At 38.4% G+C, this 18,213-nt stretch carries 20 protein-coding genes and 2 pseudogenes; 6 read left to right on the top strand and 16 right to left on the bottom strand.

Annotated elements, in window-relative coordinates:
• Positions 1-269: 269 nt before the first annotated feature.
• The 4 genes from PZE06_RS18635 to PZE06_RS18620 all read right to left on the bottom strand — a co-directional run bounded on the left by PZE06_RS18635 (position 270) and on the right by PZE06_RS18620 (position 2,598).
• Entirely contained in the window at positions 270-515 is a 246-nt protein-coding gene (locus PZE06_RS18635; protein ID WP_095310595.1) for a YuzB family protein, read from the bottom strand.
• A gap of 15 nt (positions 516-530) precedes the next feature.
• On the bottom strand, positions 531-836 hold the full coding sequence (locus PZE06_RS18630) for a hypothetical protein (protein ID WP_275791828.1): 306 nt from the start codon (positions 834-836) through the stop codon (positions 531-533).
• 124 nt (positions 837-960) lie between these two features.
• Positions 961-1,527 (bottom strand): NADPH-dependent FMN reductase, encoded by a 567-nt coding sequence (locus tag PZE06_RS18625; RefSeq protein WP_275791827.1) that lies wholly within the window; start codon positions 1,525-1,527, stop codon positions 961-963.
• 12 nt (positions 1,528-1,539) lie between these two features.
• Positions 1,540-2,598: an LLM class flavin-dependent oxidoreductase gene (locus PZE06_RS18620; protein ID WP_275791826.1), complete on the bottom strand. Its 1,059-nt coding sequence runs from the start codon at positions 2,596-2,598 to the stop codon at positions 1,540-1,542.
• A gap of 124 nt (positions 2,599-2,722) precedes the next feature.
• On the opposite strand from PZE06_RS18620, the gene PZE06_RS18615 reads away from it, so the two are divergent.
• Both PZE06_RS18615 and PZE06_RS18610 read left to right on the top strand, forming a co-directional pair.
• A complete protein-coding gene (locus tag PZE06_RS18615; RefSeq protein ID WP_275791825.1) occupies positions 2,723-3,076 on the top strand; it encodes a winged helix-turn-helix transcriptional regulator in 354 nt (117 codons plus the stop codon).
• Between the two features lie 492 nt (positions 3,077-3,568).
• Positions 3,569-3,931 (top strand): hypothetical protein, encoded by a 363-nt coding sequence (locus PZE06_RS18610; protein WP_275791824.1) that lies wholly within the window; start codon positions 3,569-3,571, stop codon positions 3,929-3,931.
• 99 nt (positions 3,932-4,030) lie between these two features.
• Here PZE06_RS18610 and PZE06_RS18605 read toward each other — a convergent pair whose 3' ends face one another.
• The 6 genes and pseudogenes from PZE06_RS18605 to PZE06_RS18580 form a co-directional block, all read right to left on the bottom strand.
• Positions 4,031-4,777, bottom strand: a complete 747-nt coding sequence (locus PZE06_RS18605; protein ID WP_275791823.1) for a hypothetical protein — start codon at positions 4,775-4,777, stop codon at positions 4,031-4,033.
• Positions 4,770-4,982: a helix-turn-helix transcriptional regulator gene (locus PZE06_RS18600; RefSeq protein ID WP_275791822.1), complete on the bottom strand. Its 213-nt coding sequence runs from the start codon at positions 4,980-4,982 to the stop codon at positions 4,770-4,772. Before PZE06_RS18600 ends, PZE06_RS18605 begins: the two co-directional genes overlap by 8 nt.
• Positions 4,983-5,359: 377 nt before the next feature.
• Positions 5,360-5,847, bottom strand: a pseudogene (locus tag PZE06_RS18595) (arsinothricin resistance N-acetyltransferase ArsN1 family A).
• Positions 5,848-5,965: 118 nt separating this feature from the next.
• Positions 5,966-6,091 carry a hypothetical protein gene (locus PZE06_RS18590; RefSeq protein WP_275791821.1) on the bottom strand — a complete coding sequence of 42 codons (126 nt, stop codon included), beginning with the start codon at positions 6,089-6,091 and terminating at the stop codon, positions 5,966-5,968.
• A gap of 159 nt (positions 6,092-6,250) precedes the next feature.
• Complete coding sequence (locus PZE06_RS18585; protein WP_275791820.1) at positions 6,251-7,117, bottom strand: permease; 867 nt, start codon at positions 7,115-7,117, stop codon at positions 6,251-6,253.
• 81 nt (positions 7,118-7,198) lie between these two features.
• Positions 7,199-7,648: a MarR family winged helix-turn-helix transcriptional regulator gene (locus PZE06_RS18580; RefSeq protein WP_275791819.1), complete on the bottom strand. Its 450-nt coding sequence runs from the start codon at positions 7,646-7,648 to the stop codon at positions 7,199-7,201.
• 152 nt (positions 7,649-7,800) lie between these two features.
• Here PZE06_RS18580 and PZE06_RS18575 point away from each other — a divergent pair, with 152 nt between their 5' ends.
• Both PZE06_RS18575 and PZE06_RS18570 read left to right on the top strand, forming a co-directional pair.
• Positions 7,801-8,916 carry a YibE/F family protein gene (locus PZE06_RS18575; RefSeq protein ID WP_275791836.1) on the top strand — a complete coding sequence of 372 codons (1,116 nt, stop codon included), beginning with the start codon at positions 7,801-7,803 and terminating at the stop codon, positions 8,914-8,916.
• Positions 8,913-9,689: a YibE/F family protein gene (locus tag PZE06_RS18570; protein ID WP_275791818.1), complete on the top strand. Its 777-nt coding sequence runs from the start codon at positions 8,913-8,915 to the stop codon at positions 9,687-9,689. Before PZE06_RS18575 ends, PZE06_RS18570 begins: the two co-directional genes overlap by 4 nt.
• A 518-nt stretch (positions 9,690-10,207) precedes the next feature.
• Here the strand turns inward: PZE06_RS18570 and wrbA are convergent.
• From wrbA to PZE06_RS18545, 5 genes and pseudogenes are all read right to left on the bottom strand, one after another.
• A complete protein-coding gene (gene wrbA / locus PZE06_RS18565) occupies positions 10,208-10,873 on the bottom strand; it encodes an NAD(P)H:quinone oxidoreductase (protein WP_275791817.1) in 666 nt (221 codons plus the stop codon).
• Positions 10,874-10,931: 58 nt separating this feature from the next.
• Positions 10,932-11,540 (bottom strand): alpha/beta hydrolase, encoded by a 609-nt coding sequence (locus PZE06_RS18560; protein ID WP_275791816.1) that lies wholly within the window; start codon positions 11,538-11,540, stop codon positions 10,932-10,934.
• Positions 11,540-12,454: pseudogene (locus PZE06_RS18555) on the bottom strand (ring-cleaving dioxygenase). The gene PZE06_RS18560 and the pseudogene PZE06_RS18555 overlap by 1 nt, the downstream one beginning before the upstream one ends.
• 139 nt (positions 12,455-12,593) lie before the next feature.
• Complete coding sequence (locus tag PZE06_RS18550) at positions 12,594-13,532, bottom strand: ring-cleaving dioxygenase (RefSeq protein ID WP_275791815.1); 939 nt, start codon at positions 13,530-13,532, stop codon at positions 12,594-12,596.
• Positions 13,533-13,818: 286 nt separating this feature from the next.
• Positions 13,819-15,291, bottom strand: a complete 1,473-nt coding sequence (locus PZE06_RS18545) for a flavin monoamine oxidase family protein (protein WP_275791814.1) — start codon at positions 15,289-15,291, stop codon at positions 13,819-13,821.
• 298 nt (positions 15,292-15,589) lie between these two features.
• Here PZE06_RS18545 and PZE06_RS18540 point away from each other — a divergent pair, with 298 nt between their 5' ends.
• Both PZE06_RS18540 and PZE06_RS18535 read left to right on the top strand, forming a co-directional pair.
• A complete protein-coding gene (locus tag PZE06_RS18540; RefSeq protein WP_275791813.1) occupies positions 15,590-16,375 on the top strand; it encodes a helix-turn-helix transcriptional regulator in 786 nt (261 codons plus the stop codon).
• Between the two features lie 333 nt (positions 16,376-16,708).
• The gene (locus tag PZE06_RS18535; RefSeq protein WP_275791812.1) at positions 16,709-17,146 is read left to right on the top strand and encodes a VOC family protein; all 438 of its coding nucleotides are present in this window, start codon (positions 16,709-16,711) and stop codon (positions 17,144-17,146) included.
• A 373-nt stretch (positions 17,147-17,519) separates the two neighbouring features.
• Here the strand turns inward: PZE06_RS18535 and PZE06_RS18530 are convergent, their stop codons facing one another.
• Positions 17,520-18,128, bottom strand: a complete 609-nt coding sequence (locus tag PZE06_RS18530; RefSeq protein ID WP_275791811.1) for a LysE family translocator — start codon at positions 18,126-18,128, stop codon at positions 17,520-17,522.
• Positions 18,129-18,213: the final 85 nt, after the last annotated feature.

Genomic DNA, 18,213 nt, shown 5'->3' with positions numbered 1-18,213 from the left:
CTCTTACACGACCATTAGTACCTCAATTGGGGCTAATCGGCCAATCCAGTTCTTTCGCGTCCAATAGCTCCTCCAATCGGCTATCATACAATCCTTCCAGTCCTTTCAGACGGATTCCACGCACTTAACTCAAACCACAAAACTTCCTCTATCCGACCGAACAGAGCATTTGAAAAACTCTTTATTGAAGGCGGCATAACTCGAAAATAGTTAATCCTTTAATTTCAGGTTTGTTGAAGAAGCTTTTGATTTCCCACTAGACAGCTCTTTTATGCAAAAATAGCTAACTCGATTTCAATTTGCTTTTTTATTAGTTCTAAGCATTCCTCTGCTGTTTTTGCAAAGATGCGTTTGCCATTAACGATGGCATACGGTCTTTTCGCACACATCCCGCAGAAGGATAAGCAGCTACTTTCGAGCACTGCCACTTCAGGATATTCTTCTTCCAAAATCTCTTCAATTGGCAACACATTAATAAGGCTACCGTCACATATCTCTACTACTACAATGCCCATAGCTGCTCCACCTCCTCATTTTACAATCAACTTAATATATTTACCTTCTAGTCTTTCCAACCATTCCATTATATCCACATCGTCGATAAAAAAATCGCTAACGTATTTTATTCCTCTATGATATTGCTGTTGCCCTTCAAAATAAAATATTTCCGCTACACCAGAGAATATTTGAGCTCTGTCATTTTCACACTTAATTGTTACAGTAATCTCTTTATCATTGAAGTGGGATAGTGATTTAACAAGAGGAGTGTCATTTAAAAGCATGATATCTGAGCCTTTAATTCTCCTGATGCTAAGAATTCCTTCCACAGCTGTCATCTTCTTCTCCTTTGTACATCACTAGCATGTTCAAAATATTTTTAAACCTAAAAGTATAAAAAGAGCTTATAAAAAATTAAATCATGAATAACGAAATCATTCAACCAATTTGCTGACACCTTTTTTAAAAATCGTATTCATCCTCTTTTTCTTGACGAATACTTTGATATGTTTCCGTTAACACAACTATATCTTCAAGTAATCGTTCTAGGCGGAAAATGACATCATCATTGACAATTTCCTTACGATGATAATCCTTTTCCTCAATAAATACGTACGTTTGAACAATTTGAGCCTTCATATAGGACAAGATTGGCTTCAACTGCTGCTCGGCTACTAAATAATGCTTTGCTGAGCCTGCCGTGACAATCATTCCAACAACTTTATCACGAAACGCTTGCACTGGTAATAAGTCGAATACATTCTTTAGCGTACCTGGAATCGAGGCTTGGAAAACTGGTGTTCCAATCACAATCGCATCTGCTTCCATTAATTCCTTCGTGACAAACCCTGTGTCACCATCATACTCCAAATAATTTCGACCGTCACTAAATTGCAAATTATACTCCGCTAAATCGATAATTGAAAATTCAACCTCTGGATATTTTGCAGAAACTTCTTCAGAAACGTAGTTCATTGCCGTTCTCGTTTTCGATCCAACAATAGAACCAGAAATGCCTACTATTTTCATAAATTCTCCCTCCTACTTTTTCGCTGTGTATTTACGGATCGCTGGTAAAATATCTGTAGCAATAATCTCAATATTTTTTGCCAATTTATCAAACGGAACTCCACCGAAGTCCATTTGAGCCATATAACGTTGGTGGCCAAAAAGCTCATGCTGATATAGAATTTTTTCAATAATTTCCTGTGGACTCCCTACATTAATGACATTGCGCTTATCAGGAGCTTGAGCGAAGGCTTGCTTTGGAAAGCCATTTCCGTTTGTTAATTTCATTCCTTCATTAATATATGGATACATTTCCCTCATTGCTTCCTGAGTCGTCTCAGCTGCAAAGAAAAATCCCGTTGTTGCAACTGGCAATGTCGCTGGATCAAATCCATTATTTTCTGCTACCTCTCGATATGCATTAATGGTACGTTTAAAAATACTAGCAGGACCACCCAATGCAGCTAAGGCCATAGGCACTCCTGCATAACCCGCTTTCATTGCACTTGCCGGTGTTCCTCCAACTGCTCTCCAGATTGGTAAAGAACCATTTTTCGGGCGTGGCAGTACTTTCGCTTTTCTCAATGAAGCTCGAAATTGCCCACTCCAGTTCACAACCTCTTCTTCATTTATTTTTAATAATAAATCAAATTTTTCTTCAAAAAGCTCCTCATAATCACGAACATCATACCCCAGTAATTCATATAGGCCAATACGTGATGCTCGTCCTGCTATTATTTCTGCACGTCCGTCAGAGATTAAATCAATCGTCGCAAAATCTTCGTATACTCTAACTGGATCAGATGTACTTATAATCGTAGAAGAGCTTCCGATTTTAATATTTTTTGTCGCTTGGGCGATGGCTGATAATATAACCGAATGGCCTTGTGCCACAAAATATTCTTGATGACTTTCTCCCACACTAAAAAAGTCAATGCCTGCTTCATCTGCCAATTTGGCTAACGAGATAATTTCTTGAACCCTTTGTTGAGCTGATATTCTTTTCCCTGTATGCGGATTGGTGAGATGGTCCGCTAACGTATAAATCCCAAACTCTAAGCCTTTACTTTGATCAATCCGATATTTTTCCATGTCATCAAACCTTTCTACTCATTTTTGCTCTATCCAATGCTATTATCACTCATAATACTCTATTAATGAAGTACGTACTTTTTAGTGGTATAGTATACAAAAGGATACTACAGGAGGGTTGTAGATGAAGATTGAACCTGAATCTTGCCGTGTCGATGATGCACTAGGGATCTTAGTTGGAAAATGGAAGCCCCTCATATTATTGCACTTATTAAAGAATGGTACTCAAAGATTCAGTGAGTTAAAAAGAAGTGTTCCGGGAATCACACAAAAAATGCTGACAAACCAATTGCGGGACTTAGAAGAAGAAGATATTATTGCACGAAAAGTATATCCTCAGGTGCCTCCAAAGGTTGAATACTCCATCACGGAATATGGGAGAAGTTTAGAGCCGATCTTAAACGCAATGCATGAATGGGGAACCAATCATATCATTCACAAACGGGAAAAAATGAAAAAAGAGAGTGTGGGAGACTAACGAAAACCTAGAGTATTTTCATACTCTAGTTCGTTTCACTCGATTTTCTGTTCGTGGAAAATCAAAGGTTGAGAACGAAACGGGTTTTGCTTTAATGGCCATGAATTTAAGAAAATTCACGGCCAACAACTAGGGAATAGAAGAATTTGTTACATAAAAATAGAGAAAGGTGAATTTGAGCGTACTCAAATTCACCTTTCTCATGATTTAAAGCTAGTTATGTTCCCAGCTTCTCAGACTGGCCACAAACGCTCGCTTTCTTTGTTGCTTCGCCTTGTCCAATCCTCATTACCTATTAGGGTAACTCCGCTCCTTGAAAGACTAACGTTTTCTTTCAGTCTGAAAGAAAATGGCTATCTAACATCTTTTACTTGATCTACCGATCTAACTCTAATTTTTTTTAACTACCAAGTCTCAAAAAAAATAATGAGCATAATATAGGTATTTTATTGACAAATTAAAGTTAGCTCAATGAAAGGAGGGGGTTCTTATATGCCTCAAAACACTATTTTGGCTCAAATCGCAACAATTGCAAAACAATTAGAACAACAAGAAGCGCAAAATGCTCAGGTCCTGCAAAATCAAGATCTGGGAACGCAGCAGCAACAACAAATGAGTGATTTAGAACAAAATGCGGCTCAACAATTAGAACAAATTCAACAGTTGATCCAGCAATACCAACAACAAAACCAAACGCAACAAAGCTTTCAATCAGCAACCGGAAATGCAAGTGGGCAATTAAGTGGAAATCAATCGATCTTAAGCTCGGAGTTTTCTGGAACAGATGCTGAAGAAGTTAGACAACAAAATCAGCAATCCGCACAAAATCAGAGCGGCGGTAATCGTTTTAGCTAAAAAATAAATTTAGCCAAACACGTGTGATGCCCTAAATTCAACATTTGGGGCATCATATTGTCCATTCTTCACAAATAATTTTTTTGAAACTGAAGTTCGCTATTGGCAAGTTACAATCGTTTTCCCATTTTGTGCGATCTCCATCGTTGCTGATTTTCCAGTATCTAAACAGCTCTCAAACTGTTGCAATTTTTCTTGCTGATCCTTTCCTCCTTGAACAATTTGATAACTAGGTATAGCGATAGAAATAAGAATAATCACTGTTAAAATAACCGGAAATATCATCCGTAACCAATTGCTTCTCATATTGCCAGCAGACTCGAGTTGATAATCGTCAGAAAAGAAAAGACGAAATTCTCGATAGTACAATGCATTATGCACAATCAACATAAGTAGCATTATAACAATATAAGCATAGCGATTAAACGGAAATATCATGATAAAGAAAATGATGAGTGGCAACGCTTGTGAATACAAAACATACACCTTTTTGGCCGCATTTTCTGTCACTTGAGACAGCAGTTCATCATCCTCCAAAAACTCCCCTGGTTTAAAAAAACTAAATGCAGATATCTTTAATGCGGGATTTTCCCGATTATGCTTGTTTAGCCTTCGAAAATAGGCTATAAAAAAAGCAATTAATAACAGAAGACCAACGATCATCGAGAAAAGTGCTGGATAATGCCATTTAATCGTTAACTCGCCATCAACGATCGCATAAATACTGTCAACTCCCTCAGCGAGAATATCAACTGCGTACACGATCCCAAAACTCCAGAACATTAATATCATCCATAATGCAATGTTCCATAACGGAAACTGAACGCGAAAATCATTTTTAGTCAACTGAATCCTCCCCTTCAAGCCAAAATAAATCGTCCACTTTTACTTGTAACTGTTTAGCTAATCGTAACGATAATGCTATCGATGGAGAAAATTCCCCTTTTTCTATAAACCCAATCGTTTGTCTAGTTACCCCAACACGATTTGCCAACTCAGTTTGTGAGAAACCGTGTCTTGCTCGTAATTCCTTTATACGATTTCGAAGCATTTATAACATCTCTCCCCAAAACCACTGTTAACTTTTATATACAAAATGTAAAGTATAATTAACATTTAGTCAACTATTATGGAAAAATAAATTTAGTTCTACAGAATCGTACATAGGCAAACAAACGGCTCTTTCAGTCTAAGGAGAGGGAATTTCAAGAGAAACCGATCGGTTATAAGCATGTATCACCAAATGCAGTCCACTTTCCTTACCACTAAAAGATGTCTTCATTTCACAACAAGTTTTTTTGTGCTTCGCAGAAAAAATGCTGAGGGTAAATGGGTTTGATAACGGTAGCTTCATTAAATAGCCCGATCCTGAAGGTCTTGCGGTTCTGCTTATTAACATTAGCTTCCACAGAAGCATTTCAATCATTATTAGAACAGCTGTTTTTCCATTGCCATGACATCGACGAATTCCCGTCAAGTATGCCGTGTTTTTGAAATGTTCCTACTTCACGAAAGCCATTTTTGGCATAAAGCTTCTGTCCCATTTCGTTAAACGGGAAAGTATACAATATAATTTTGTGAAAACCATTCTTTCTTGCTGCTTCTTCAATCGCTTTTAACAGCAGACTCCCAATTCCTCTTCCCCTATATTCGCGGGCAATGTACACGGATAAATCTCCTACCCCAGCGTAGGCACAACGATTATTGTAAGGATTGAGAGATGCCCACCCGACGATGCTTCCTTCATTTTCAGCCACAACAATTGAATAACGTTCCACATGCTGCTTAAACCATTGCTCCATGTAGATTACATCCTTTTCATCAGTTTAAAGCGTCGCAATTCGATCTTGGATGCCTTCGTTATAAATCTTTCGAATTGACTCAATATCTTCAAAATTTGCATCTCTAATTTTCACGCCTCACACACTCCCCATGCTCACTTTTTCTTTTTATCATAAAACGAGTATTCACAAAAAGGAACCATCCTCCAAATTGAAAATGGTTCCAACAGCTCATAGCTATCCTTAGACTTATTTACGCTCTTCCTTCTTCATCACAGCAACCGTTTGTTTCTTCTTTATTTTCACAACATGAGCTATCTACTTCTTCAATTTTCACATCACAACAAGCATTATCTGCTTTAAGCTTGAACCATGCCATTTTTCTCACCTCCTTTAAATGTGGCTTTGGTATATGTCAGCAATGATTTGGGCTTAATTTTTCATATCGCTTTATGAAATCAAACGAGCTTTTTCACAAAAGACTTGTGAAATCAAGATTTCATTTAAAATGAGCCAAAACCGTTTGAGCGACAAAAATTTAAATTAAATAAAATAGAAATCCTGAAACAGAAGCCATGAACACCACCGCTACTACAAACGCAGATACTAACCTTTTCTGAAATATCGAATTCAATAGTGCCACCTCTGGCAAACTAGCGCCTGTCGAAGCAATCATTAGCGCCATGACGGGTGGAAAGGCCATCCCTTTTGCAATGAGAATTTGTGACAAAGGAATCATCGTTGACAGACGAATATAAAGGGGAATTCCAATGATTGCAGCGATTGGAACCAACCACCATTTGTCTCCACCAAGGTGTGTCGTCATCCATTCGGTTGGTACAGCCCCATGAATAACTGCTCCAATTCCAGCACCAATTAAAAGAAAAGGATAGACCGTTTTCATCAGATTCAACGTCTCCCTCGCTGCATAACTCAAGCTAAATCTCGATTTTGGCTCTTGATATCCAGTCATCCTCACTCTTTTTACTGCCTTTTCAAAACCGAGCCTCTCTAGCGATAAACCGATGATGATGGATAAAACGCTTGTAACGAGCGTGTATACAACAGCCACTTTCCAGCCAAGAAGAGCGGCCATTAACGAAAGAATAATCGGGTCTAATACAGGAGATGCGAATAAAAAAATCATCACAATCCCAAAGCGAACCTGCTTATGAAGAAGATTAACGACGATGGGAATCGTAGAGCATGAACAAAACGGGGTGATAAAGGCAAAAATAATCGCTGCGCTCACACCGGTATACGTGTTTTTCCCAGATAAATAACGATTTAATTTTTCATATGGAATCAACCCTTGAAGTATGCTTACAAGAAATGATACCCCGATAAACAGAACCGTGAGCTCAAGTGCAATAGAAAGAAAATCCCTCAACATTTGTCCTAGCATCTTACCCCCTCCTTTTTATTTGCAAAGTGCAAGTAAATCGGTTAAATATTTGTAATATGCAAGTATTATTAATCAGGGATGTTAGCCCTGCATATTGCCACAGCACATACTGGATTTAGACATAGCATCATTTAACAATTTTATGGAGCGAATCACCGTTTCTTTCTCAAAATCATTCATATGGGAGAACACTTCGTTCAAAAATAAATTCATTTGTTCATCAATCGTCTTCGCAACGTATTTCCCTTCGATTGTTAATGAGAGGATCTGAACTCTTTTATCTTCCGGAGCCGGTGTTTTCTGAACTAAATTCATCTTTATCAATGACTGAACCTGACGGCTAAAGGTAGTAATATCAATTCCTAACGTTTCAGCAATCTGCTGCATGGACGGCTGGTGCTGACGATCAATCTCATACAAAATATGGCTTTGAGTAAGTGAAATCTCACTGCCGCCTACACTACAGCAATTTTTATTTAAAAATCCAAAACGTCTTGCCATTATTTGAAATATTTCACGCAAATTTTCCATTCTCTCCACCTCTTGATTCTATTATAATTAATAATTTGTAAATTACAACTATTTTCCGTAATTTCTTGACGCTCTTTAAGCATTCTTGATATTCTTAGACCATTCATGAAGTCCAATGGGAGGTTCCTCTCTTGCAACTATTAACAACTAAAATGACCCAAAAAAACCGAAACATTCTTTCATATATCCTTTTAGCAATCCTTTTTATTTCTTCTTTTCTTTTTGTCCGTTTCAATTATGGTTTTTATGAGCGTCCCATTGCTAAAGTAATCGATGTAAGGATACAAGATTCTATTGAGAATGTAGATATGTATGATAATAAAGATCTTCTGACAACACAAAAGTTGGTCGCAAAATTAATGAATGGTGAACATAAAAATGAGGAAATTCATCTCGTGAATGAGTTTTCCTTATCAGGTGCTTACGATCACGAATATAAAGTCGGCAATGAATTGTTTGTCATGATTGAGCAACCTGCTGAGGGTCAATCCGAATTAACAGGAACAATCCAAGATGTAAAGAGAGATAAATACTTGCTCATTGTTGCTTGGGCATTTATTTTTACCCTTTTGCTTGTTGGAAAAAAACAAGGCTTCTTTGCCATCATTAGTTTAGTCGTAAACGCTGTATTGCTTTCCTATGCACTAGATTTTTATCTCCAGACATCTGGTATCCATTTGCTAGTGATCTGTAGTATCAGCATCATTTTATTCACCGCCATTTCATTATTGCTCGTGAATGGTTTCAATGAAAAGACATATGCGGCCATCATTGCAACGCTTCTAGGGACCTTTCTGTCATTGCTGATTACCTATGCTGTCATGTGGATTACGTCCGAGCAAGGACTGCGCTATGAGGAAATCCAATTTATTACTAGACCCTATAAGCTCGTCTTTTTAGCAGGCTTATTTATCGGTTCCTTAGGGGCTGTCATGGATGTTGCTATCACAATGTCTTCATCAATCTTTGGATTGTATGAAAAAGATACAAATATCTCAAATAAGGCTCTGAAAAAGTCCGGGATGGAAATCGGGAAAGATATTATGGGAACCATGACTAATATTTTGTTCTTTGCCTATATCAGCGGTTCAATTCCGATGCTTATCCTTTATTTTAAAAATGCGTCTCCTTTAGGTTTTACCCTTTCAATGAATCTATCATTAGAATTGGCTCGTGCACTAGCTGGTGGGATAGGTATTGTCATCACAATCCCAATTGGGCTCTATATTACGCTTCTGTTTGTTAATCGAAAGAGGGCAAGACAATGAATGTATTAGTTTTACTTGGAATCATATTGTTTTTATTGATGACTGTCATAGGCGGTAAAAAGGGAGCGCGTTCCTTTTTCGCCCTATTTCTCAACTTTGTCGTCGTTCTTCTAGCCGTTTTATTTATGAATGACCCAAGTCTAAATCCAATCGTTATAACGGTCATTGCCTGTACAATCATCAGTTGTATTAATTTATTCTATATAAACGAGATCAACATCAAAACAAAAACTGCCTTTGTTTCTACACTCATTACGATTGTGATTTTGCTTGTTTTTATAGTCGTCATCACTGAACAAGCGATGATTCAAGGGTTTGGCGAAGAGGAAATAGAGGAGCTTGGCATCTTTTCACTCTACATTGGAATTGATTTTGTTAAGCTGGCTACTGCCGTCATTATTATGAGTACAATTGGCGCTATTACAGATGCAGCGATTGCGATTTCTTCTCCAATGTATGAGGCGTTTTACCATCATCCCCATATTAGCCGCAAGGATTTATTTAAATTTGGCATGAGTATTGGCCGGGATATTTTAGGAACTAGCGCTAATACACTTTTCTTTGCTTTCTTTGGCAGCTATTTAGCCTTGCTCATTTGGTTTAAGGATCTCTCCTATTCAATCGGAGAAATCGTTAATTCAAAAATTTTCAGTGCTGAAATGATTACCATTTTTTGCGCTAGCACTGGAGTTACATTAATCATTCCCATTACAGCATGGATATCAGCACTTTACTTTGTCAAAATCCGTGATAAAAAAGCCCCACAGCCATAACAAGGGCTGTCAGAAGAATCCCCAAAAAAAGCAGGTGAAGCACATTGAACTGCCCCATAAACGTCAGATTGTGTCTAACATTTACGGGGCAGTTCACACATTCACTTGCTTTTCTACGTTTGTCTAAAAATATCTACGATACGTGAGGACAGATTGCGCTTGAGTCTAATCTGAGTTTGTCCTCATGAGTCCTTCTTTGAGGATACTTTTTTACTTTTCCCATGCTCATGTATGTCCTCTTGTGTCGTTTATGCGAACAACTTCTATCTAGATCAGGCTCGCAGTTCTCCTCATGAGCCCTTCTTGCGGACACGGGATGCTCTTTTTGGACGAGCTTTGTCCTCATGGGCCCTCCTTGCGGACACGAGGGGCTCTTTTAGCTATTCCACTTTATGAAAGAAAATTTAAAACAGAAAAGACGCATCATTCCACCTTTATTTGGCGGTTTGAAGCGTCTTATCTAGAAGTACTCGAGGGAAACGCCAGCTTTGTGCCGCCTCGAAAATGAGCTCTTTACCTTATTGGTTACCCTTTTTAACCCATTCGGCAACCTGTACCGTGCGTTTTGCTTGATGTTTTACGGCAGCCTGTACATCCTCAACCATGTTGCCATCTTGATCTACAGTCACGCTTGTTCCATATGGGTTGCCTCCTGAAGCAAAAATAACTGGATCGCTATAGCCTGGAGTTGCCACAATCGCGCCCCAATGATACATCGTCGTATATAAAGAAAGAATAGTTGCTTCTTGACCACCATGGGAATTTTGCGCAGATGACATCGCGCTTACCACCTTATTAACAAGCTTGCCATTGAACCATAATCCACCAGTTGTATCTAAAAATTGTTTCATCTGTGACGGCATATTTCCAAAACGTGTTGGCATGCTGAAAATAATCGCATCTGCCCATTCCAAATCGTCTAAAGTGACCTCAGGGACGTCCTTTGTTGCTTCAACATGAGCCTTCCATGCTGGATTGCCCTCGATTGCAGATTCAGGCGCAAGCTCTGGTACTTTTAACACCTTTACATCAGCACCGACCTCTTTCGCACCTTCCTCAGCCCATTTCGATAATTGATAGTTTGTACCACCCATACTGTAATAAATAACTGCTAATTTTACATTTGACATTGGCTCTGACTCCTTTTTTGTTGAATTTCCAAATAGTTTGGACAAAATGCCCATATACAACCACCACCTAGTTTCTGTTTGCTTTTCTATTCCTATACGCGTCTTCCATAAACTATAAAGATAAATTTCGATACCATTGTGCTGCTGCCTCTACTTCCCCAAGCGTCAATTGATGGCCATGATTTTCCCAATGAAGTTCAACATTTGCCTTAGCACCTTCCAATAAGGATTGCAGTTCCTCAGATTCTGCTGAAGAACAAATCGGATCATTCGTGCCAGCGGCGATGAACACAGCTTTGCCTGTTAAATCAGGAAGATCTATGCCTCTTCTTGGTACCATTGGATGGTGAAGAATAGCAGCTCTTAATGCATTTTTATGATGAAATAATAGACTTGCTGCAATATTGGCTCCATTGGAGTAGCCAAGCGCAACAATATTATCAAGGTCAAACCCATACTCCTTAGCGGCATCATAAAGAAACTGGTTCAGTTCATTTGTTCGAAAAATGAGATCCTCTTCATCAAAGACACCTTCTGCTAAACGTTTAAAAAATCTTGGCATCCCATTCTCAAGAACGTTGCCGCGCACGCTTAATACAGAGGCATCCTCATCAATTCTACCCGCAAGCGGTAACAAATCCAGTTCATTCCCGCCTGTCCCATGCAGTAAGAGCAAAGTCGGCCTCGATTGATCTGCGCCTTGGTTAAAAATATGCTTCATCAGTCTATTCCCTCCACAATATGAACTTCCACGTCTGGTAATAGAGCTTCTAATTCTGCTCTTTTTGACTCTAACCACGGTGGCAACATTAACTGTTGTCCAAGATGTTCAACCGATTCATCAATAGTAAAACCAGGGGAATCCGTTGCGATTTCAAAAAGGATTCCCCCTTCATCATGAAAATAAAGCGATTTAAAATAATGTCAATCACGGATCTCGGTAGGATTCAAACCTTTTTCCAGAAGAAATTCTCTCCATTGATATAGCTCCGTCTCATCTTTTGCTCTTAACGCAATATGATGGAGCGTCCCAGCGCCCATCAGCCCGCGTACTGATGGGGTCAGCTTTATGTCAATCACATTGCCAACCGCTCCCTCCGCTTTAAATCGCAAATAACCATCATCATCTCCAGCACAATTCATACGAAACAAATTTTCTAAAATATCCGCGCTTTTATCCGGTTTTGCCGAATACAATGTAGCGCCAGCAAGTCCAATGATTTCAGTCGTATTTAAGGCAACAGGCTGCTCAACCAACTCCAGCTGCAAACCATCTCGATCGGTGAATGACAGAAGCGAATTTCCGAAACGACTACCTCTCTCATAGTCAATTCCAGATTGGTAAAGGCGCTTCTCCCAAAAATCAAGAGAATTTGCAGGGATGGCATAACTTGTTGCCCCTACTTGACCTGTGCCGATTCGTCCCTTTAATTGCTTTTCCCATGGAAAAAATGTCAGAAGCGTTCCAGGCAATCCTCTATAATCACCAAAATAAAGATGATATACTTCCGGGCGTTCAAAATGAATCGTCTTTTTCACCAATCTTAACCCAAGAATGTCATTGTAAAAATGAATCGTTCTTTGGGCATTATTAACCATTGCTGTAATATGATGAATGCCTTCAGACTTTAACAACGCTCTCACCACCTTCCCTACTTTAGTTATTCTAATAAAATCGCAATCGGATTATTGGAATAATATTGCGTTTAAGGATTTATCATATTCCCACACTGTATTTTGGGTTGATTCACTAGAAATCAATCCGTTTAAACGATTAATCCAACTCTCTTACAACAAACGGAATAAGGCCACGTTCAATTTGCGCTCTAAACTTTTCATATCGTTCTGGTAATTTTAATTTTTCACCTAAACGGTCGTGAGTTTCGTCAAGAGCAAACCCAGGGGGATCGGTTGCAATCTCGAATAATATCTCCCCATGCTCACGAAAGTAAATCGAATTAAAATAATTGCGATCCTGAACTGGAGTTACGCCATACCCCTTCATGGAAAGGTGCTCTTGCCAATCTAATTGATCTGCATCATCGATTGCGCGCATAGCAATATGATGAACTGTTCCTACTCCCATTTGACCAGGGCCGTTTGAAGTCAGTTTCAGATCAATAATATTGCCAATGTCTGCTGATGATTGAAAGCGAGCCGTATCTCCTTCCTCCCCAACAAGTTCAAAGCCCAATTCCTTCTCTAACAATTCAGCCGTTTTTTTAGGTTGTGCAGAGAACAATATCGCCCCTCCAAACCCTTTTATTGCGACTTCTGGAGTTATTTCACCAAAAGACCAAGTGTTTTTCTCACCACCAGCTCGTGCAACTATTTCTAATCTAAGTCCATGCGGATCAAGAAAGCTTAAATATTGCTCACCAAAACGTTCAACCATTGTAAATGGAATTGCAAATTTCTCCAATCTCCTTTTCCAAAAAGCTATAGAATCAGCTGGTACAACATAAGTCGTTACGCCTACCTGGCCATCACCAATAACCCCTTGTCTTGCTCCAGACCATGGAAAAAAAGTAATGATCGTTCCTGGCTTTCCCTCTTCATCACCGAAATAAAAATGGTATGTGCCTGGATCATCAAAATTGACTGTTTGCTTGACTAAACGAAGCCCTAATACACCAGCGTAAAAATCTACATTCTCCTGAGGATGTCCAACAATTGCCGTAATATGATGAATTCCTGCTGTTTGTTTACCCATGTCTATCACTTCTCTTTCATATCATTTCTATCGCAAAGGCTTCCGCTTAATTGTCTCTAGCCAAAATTCATACCTTCACGATTTTTTCTCTTCCATTACAGAACGTCATAATTGGAAAAATGCTTCTTCTTATTATTTACTAGTATTTATCTTATCTTACTTATCAAAATATCTCGAATTCGAGATATTAAATTAAAAAAATAAGCATTTATCTCGGATTGATTTATCTTTAATTCAAGATAATGATATATAATCTACTTCTGAATGTCAACCTCTTTTTCAGTATCTATCTTCGATTAACTTCATATGCAGCCCGAATTCCGGATTCAATCGCTCCTTCCACCCAACCGTGAAAAGTGGAAGTATGCTCACCAGCAAAATGCAATCTGCCTTCTTGTTGATAAATCACGTCCCCTAAATCTGCTTTTTGTCCAGGAGCATATAGAGTAAAACAGCCGGCTGAAAAAGGATTTCTACTCCAATTAAAGGTAAAACCCTGTAAAAACTCTTGATACACAACGGATCCATAAATTTTCGCCAAATCCCTTAAAGCATATTGAATGACCTCTTGATTAGATAGACTATTCCACAAGGCAGCATCATGTCCCCAACTGTAGCTTGCGAGCATTACTGCTGGCCCCATTTTGCCGATATTATGGCTAGGAATATAACTAAACCGTGTCGGCAGATCAGAAATTGCATTGCCGACCTTAAGCCTTTCCCAAAATGGATGTTTAAACTCAATACCAATTTTCACGGACGGTATTGATAGCAGCTCCCTAATCGCATGGCGTTTATTGAAAGTGAGCGACTCATACGGTTCAAAATCGATAAACTGTAAGGCTGAAAAAGGAATGGTAATAATCGCATAGTCTCCTGTAAATGTTTGAATTTGTCCGTTGCGTTGATTGATTGTTTGAAAACAAACACATTGCTCATTTTGTATAATCTTATATATTTTCTCATTTAAAAAAAGTTCGTTCCCTAGTTCAGGTAAAAATGCATAAGGAAGGCGATCATTCCCACCTTCGATTTCATAAAAAACGGCATCCTCATTAAAAATCGGATATATAATATTTGTTACAATTCCTACAAACGAAAGCTCACGAAAGCCTTCAATTCCAAGCAAAATACTGATCATTCGGATCGCGTTCAATGACAAAGATGGTCCATAAGGATTGTCTCTAAGATAAGCTTCCATCGAATATTGATCAAATTGCTCCATCAATTCTTCTTGTTCCTCCGAAGTACCACTTTGATAACGATCCAAAAAAGGCTGTACGGCAGCTAAAAAAAGTTCGTTCGCCGTTTTTCCTTTTTCCCAACCGGTGAGAGAAAATTGCAGTATATCAGGGTTTTGTTCATAATGATCGCTTGTCGTTAGCACATTATTAACGTAAATTAAATCATTCGCAGTAGCATTAATAAAGCGATTTGTTTTCAGCTTGAAGCGACGAATATATTCAGACACTAATAGATGGTTATGAGGTATTCTCATAGCACCAACATCCAAATAGTTGCCCGCACTAAAAGGCTTGCGAACCGTATAAATTCGTCCTCCAATGCGAGAATCTCCCTCCACTATTGTTACATAATGGCCAGCCTGTTTTAAAAGAGAGGCTGCCACAAGCCCCGCCATTCCTGCCCCTGCGATCAGTATTCTTTTCGGCACTGTTCCTTTGTTTAATCCGTTTTGAATTAGCCGGATCATATCATTCGGATAATTCAAGTAATGATATTCTGTCGCAATTCTGCTCATCCGTCCCACTCCCTTCCTTTTCATCCTATGTAAAGGCGAAAGTGGTTATGATGGGAGAACAACTGGTAACACCAACAAAATACCTCCTCGTAGCTATGACTTACGTTACTCTACTTAACATAATTCTCTCTAATTTAAAACCGCCTTTTCATTTTTTGTCCTACTAGCTAAAGCCGTTTTACTAAAAATATTGATGATAACTCCCCCAAAACATTGATAAAATCATTGTTGATTGAGCAGATGAGAAGTACAATAAAAGAAACCTTGCATTAAAGATTGACTGAAAAGGAAGATTCCTATGAACGAAATCATTGTTGATATTCTTACTTACATAAAAAACCATCTATCTGACGAGTTGACTATCGAAGAGGTAGCCGATCACTTCGGGTATAGTAAATATCATTTTAGCCGTGAGTTCAAAAGACTGACGGGCTTTTCAGCTGCAGATTATTTGTCTTCTATCAAAATTGAACGAGCACAACAAGAATTACTAAAACAAAATTTTTCCGTCACTGATTCTAGTTTTAATGCAGGATTTTCAAGTTTAGGTACATTCTCAACTACTTTTGCGAAAAAAACGGGTCTTTCACCTCGTGAATATAAAAAACAGGTCGAATCTCTTTATGGGATCACAAAAGAATACGAAAAAAACTCTCCATGTAGCCTTCATAATTATTCGGAAGAAAACGATGAAGGAAAAAATAACCAACTCTCTTTCACAGTCCATTACCCTGAAAATTATCAATCAAGTATTACATTTGCCGGACTATTCCACACTCCTATCCCTAACCACAAACCTATTGTCGGCACTGCTTTAACTCAAACAAATAGACATACTTTTACACATATCCCAGATGGATACTATTATCTATTGGTCTGCTCTATCGAAGAGACCTTGAATCCTCTGCGCTATTTTGTTCTAAATGAATGTTTACGAGGAAAAGTGGAAGATGTTTTACACTTTCCATCTTCCGTGCATGCCCATGTAGATGTGCGCTTACGTCCTCCTCTACCTGAAGACCCTCCGATTTTGATTAACTTACCTAAGCTATTAGCCGATACTATTGCATTCCGCAATCTATAAGAAGTCCCCCCCTCCCCTTTTGTGCCAAAATATAATTGAACATTATAAAGGAGGGGACCGTTATGCTTTGTTATTAATCTACAACAGTGGCCATATTCCAAAAGAGGAAGAAACAATTCCTGTAGCGGCTTTAAAAAGCTGAAAAAGAACAGATACAATTTGTGAACGCCTGTGAGGTATCATTCAAGAGGCGTTACGAAGTATAGAGGTCATGTCTTTTTGATTTCTCCATTGGCGAACACTCTAACTAATGATTGGCATGGATTACTTAGTGAGGAAAAATTGAGATCTAAGAGCTTTAAATTAATTAAATAGAGGAAGGATGTTCTTACCATGGATGTAAAATTAACCCCTTATTTATTGTTAAACGGAAACGCGAAAGAAGCTGTTACCTTCTATGCAGATACCTTTGGAGCTGAGGTGGAAAGTATGGAACTTTTAAAAGATTGGCCCCATGAATTTGAAAAGGGGATCCCAGAGGGCTATGAAGAAAATGTCATGCACGCACACATAAACATTGGCACCTCTCAGTTAATGCTTGCTGATGCTTTGCCTGGGCAAAACTTTACAGCAGGAACAACAATTACCATTATGATCGATTTACAGGAAGTAGCGGATGCGAAGAGATTATTTGAAAAATTATCTGTTGGTGGAGAAATTGATACGCCATTAAGTGCTACCAGTTACAGCCCCGCCTATGCTCAGTTGACTGATCAGTTCGGTATTACATGGCAGATAGTGACAGCATTTAAAGATCTGGACGGCGAGTAAGAATGATTAAAAGATATTTTTACTAATAAAAAATCCTTAAAAGGTTGAAATATTCCAAACTATGATTTCAAACAATCATTGGAAAAGTTCAACGAACTGATTTAGAGAAGTCCCAACAAAGATTACTTTGTACACACGGAAAAGGATTGTCTTTACTGTACAATGTGAGCAATCTCGTTTAAAAGAAAAGTTTGGCTCTGCCTCGCCCTTTTAGTGAGTGCAAAACCAAACTTTTTCTCTTCTCCTAAGCGTCAAGAAAATAATTTTGCTGAGTAAATATTACAATTGCCTTTTCCTTAACGCAATAGCTTATACTTAATCTCCAATTTGCTGAATGCCATTTACAACCGATAGCTCCTTAGTCAACCTTCCCTTACCTTTTTTCCAACGCTAGCTTCAAGCCGAATCCTATGAGGATAAGCCCTGTTGTTTTGTCCATGATTCTTTGAACCTTCGCGGACATTAACCATTCACGCAAATAATTAATGAAAAACACGTAAACAAAAAACCATGTAATTGATAAGACGGTGTACACAAATCCCATTGTCATAAGCTGTATCGTTACATTGCCTGATCCATTCACAAATTGGGGAAGAAAAGTAATGAAAAACATCGCCACTTTAGGATTTAGAACATTCGATAACAGCCCTTGCGTATAAGGCGATTTCCTCCCATTTTCCCCAAGGTGGGACTTACTAACCTTCCCTTTTTTGATAAAAGAAGATGCTCCAAGATAAATAAGATAAATCGCACCAATATATTTTATAATTTCAAAAGCAAGAGCAGACTGCATGAGGATTGCCGAAAGCCCAAAGGCAGCTGCCACTGTATGAATCAATGAACCAGTCGTAATTCCTAACGCCATTTTATAGCCATCTTTTCTACCATCTGAAATCGTTCTTTTTGTAATCAACGCCGTATCTATCCCTGGACTCATGACAACAAAAAGTGATAACAATAAAAAGGTCAAGAAATCATTCATTTTGGCCACCCCTACTCGTTGAAATAAAAGTCTACACAAAATATAATTTAATTACATTAAATATAATTTAACACAGAATGATATT

This window comes from Robertmurraya sp. DFI.2.37, from assembly GCF_029211245.1.
Lineage (GTDB): Bacteria > Bacillota > Bacilli > Bacillales > Cytobacillaceae > Robertmurraya > Robertmurraya methanolica_A.
This window is presented reverse-complemented; position numbering and strand designations above follow the sequence as displayed.

What these genes read in the sequence shown, in the direction of transcription:
- PZE06_RS18590 (WP_275791821.1), bottom strand. Translation starts at nt 6,091, where the DNA reads ATGGCATGGTTCAAGCTTAAAGCAGATAATGCTTGTTGTGATGTGAAA.
- PZE06_RS18535 (WP_275791812.1), top strand. Translation starts at nt 16,709, where the DNA reads ATGGATGTAAAATTAACCCCTTATTTATTGTTAAACGGAAACGCGAAA.
- PZE06_RS18635 (WP_095310595.1), bottom strand. Translation starts at nt 515, where the DNA reads ATGGGCATTGTAGTAGTAGAGATATGTGACGGTAGCCTTATTAATGTG.
- PZE06_RS18610 (WP_275791824.1), top strand. Translation starts at nt 3,569, where the DNA reads ATGCCTCAAAACACTATTTTGGCTCAAATCGCAACAATTGCAAAACAA.
- PZE06_RS18615 (WP_275791825.1), top strand. Translation starts at nt 2,723, where the DNA reads ATGAAGATTGAACCTGAATCTTGCCGTGTCGATGATGCACTAGGGATC.
- PZE06_RS18545 (WP_275791814.1), bottom strand. Translation starts at nt 15,291, where the DNA reads ATGAGCAGAATTGCGACAGAATATCATTACTTGAATTATCCGAATGAT.
- PZE06_RS18630 (WP_275791828.1), bottom strand. Translation starts at nt 836, where the DNA reads ATGACAGCTGTGGAAGGAATTCTTAGCATCAGGAGAATTAAAGGCTCA.
- PZE06_RS18570 (WP_275791818.1), top strand. Translation starts at nt 8,913, where the DNA reads ATGAATGTATTAGTTTTACTTGGAATCATATTGTTTTTATTGATGACT.
- PZE06_RS18620 (WP_275791826.1), bottom strand. Translation starts at nt 2,598, where the DNA reads ATGGAAAAATATCGGATTGATCAAAGTAAAGGCTTAGAGTTTGGGATT.
- PZE06_RS18585 (WP_275791820.1), bottom strand. Translation starts at nt 7,117, where the DNA reads ATGCTAGGACAAATGTTGAGGGATTTTCTTTCTATTGCACTTGAGCTC.
- PZE06_RS18540 (WP_275791813.1), top strand. Translation starts at nt 15,590, where the DNA reads ATGAACGAAATCATTGTTGATATTCTTACTTACATAAAAAACCATCTA.
- PZE06_RS18600 (WP_275791822.1), bottom strand. Translation starts at nt 4,982, where the DNA reads ATGCTTCGAAATCGTATAAAGGAATTACGAGCAAGACACGGTTTCTCA.
- PZE06_RS18575 (WP_275791836.1), top strand. Translation starts at nt 7,801, where the DNA reads ATGACCCAAAAAAACCGAAACATTCTTTCATATATCCTTTTAGCAATC.
- PZE06_RS18580 (WP_275791819.1), bottom strand. Translation starts at nt 7,648, where the DNA reads ATGGAAAATTTGCGTGAAATATTTCAAATAATGGCAAGACGTTTTGGA.
- PZE06_RS18550 (WP_275791815.1), bottom strand. Translation starts at nt 13,532, where the DNA reads ATGGGTAAACAAACAGCAGGAATTCATCATATTACGGCAATTGTTGGA.
- PZE06_RS18560 (WP_275791816.1), bottom strand. Translation starts at nt 11,540, where the DNA reads ATGAAGCATATTTTTAACCAAGGCGCAGATCAATCGAGGCCGACTTTG.
- wrbA (WP_275791817.1), bottom strand. Translation starts at nt 10,873, where the DNA reads ATGGGCATTTTGTCCAAACTATTTGGAAATTCAACAAAAAAGGAGTCA.
- PZE06_RS18625 (WP_275791827.1), bottom strand. Translation starts at nt 1,527, where the DNA reads ATGAAAATAGTAGGCATTTCTGGTTCTATTGTTGGATCGAAAACGAGA.
- PZE06_RS18530 (WP_275791811.1), bottom strand. Translation starts at nt 18,128, where the DNA reads ATGAATGATTTCTTGACCTTTTTATTGTTATCACTTTTTGTTGTCATG.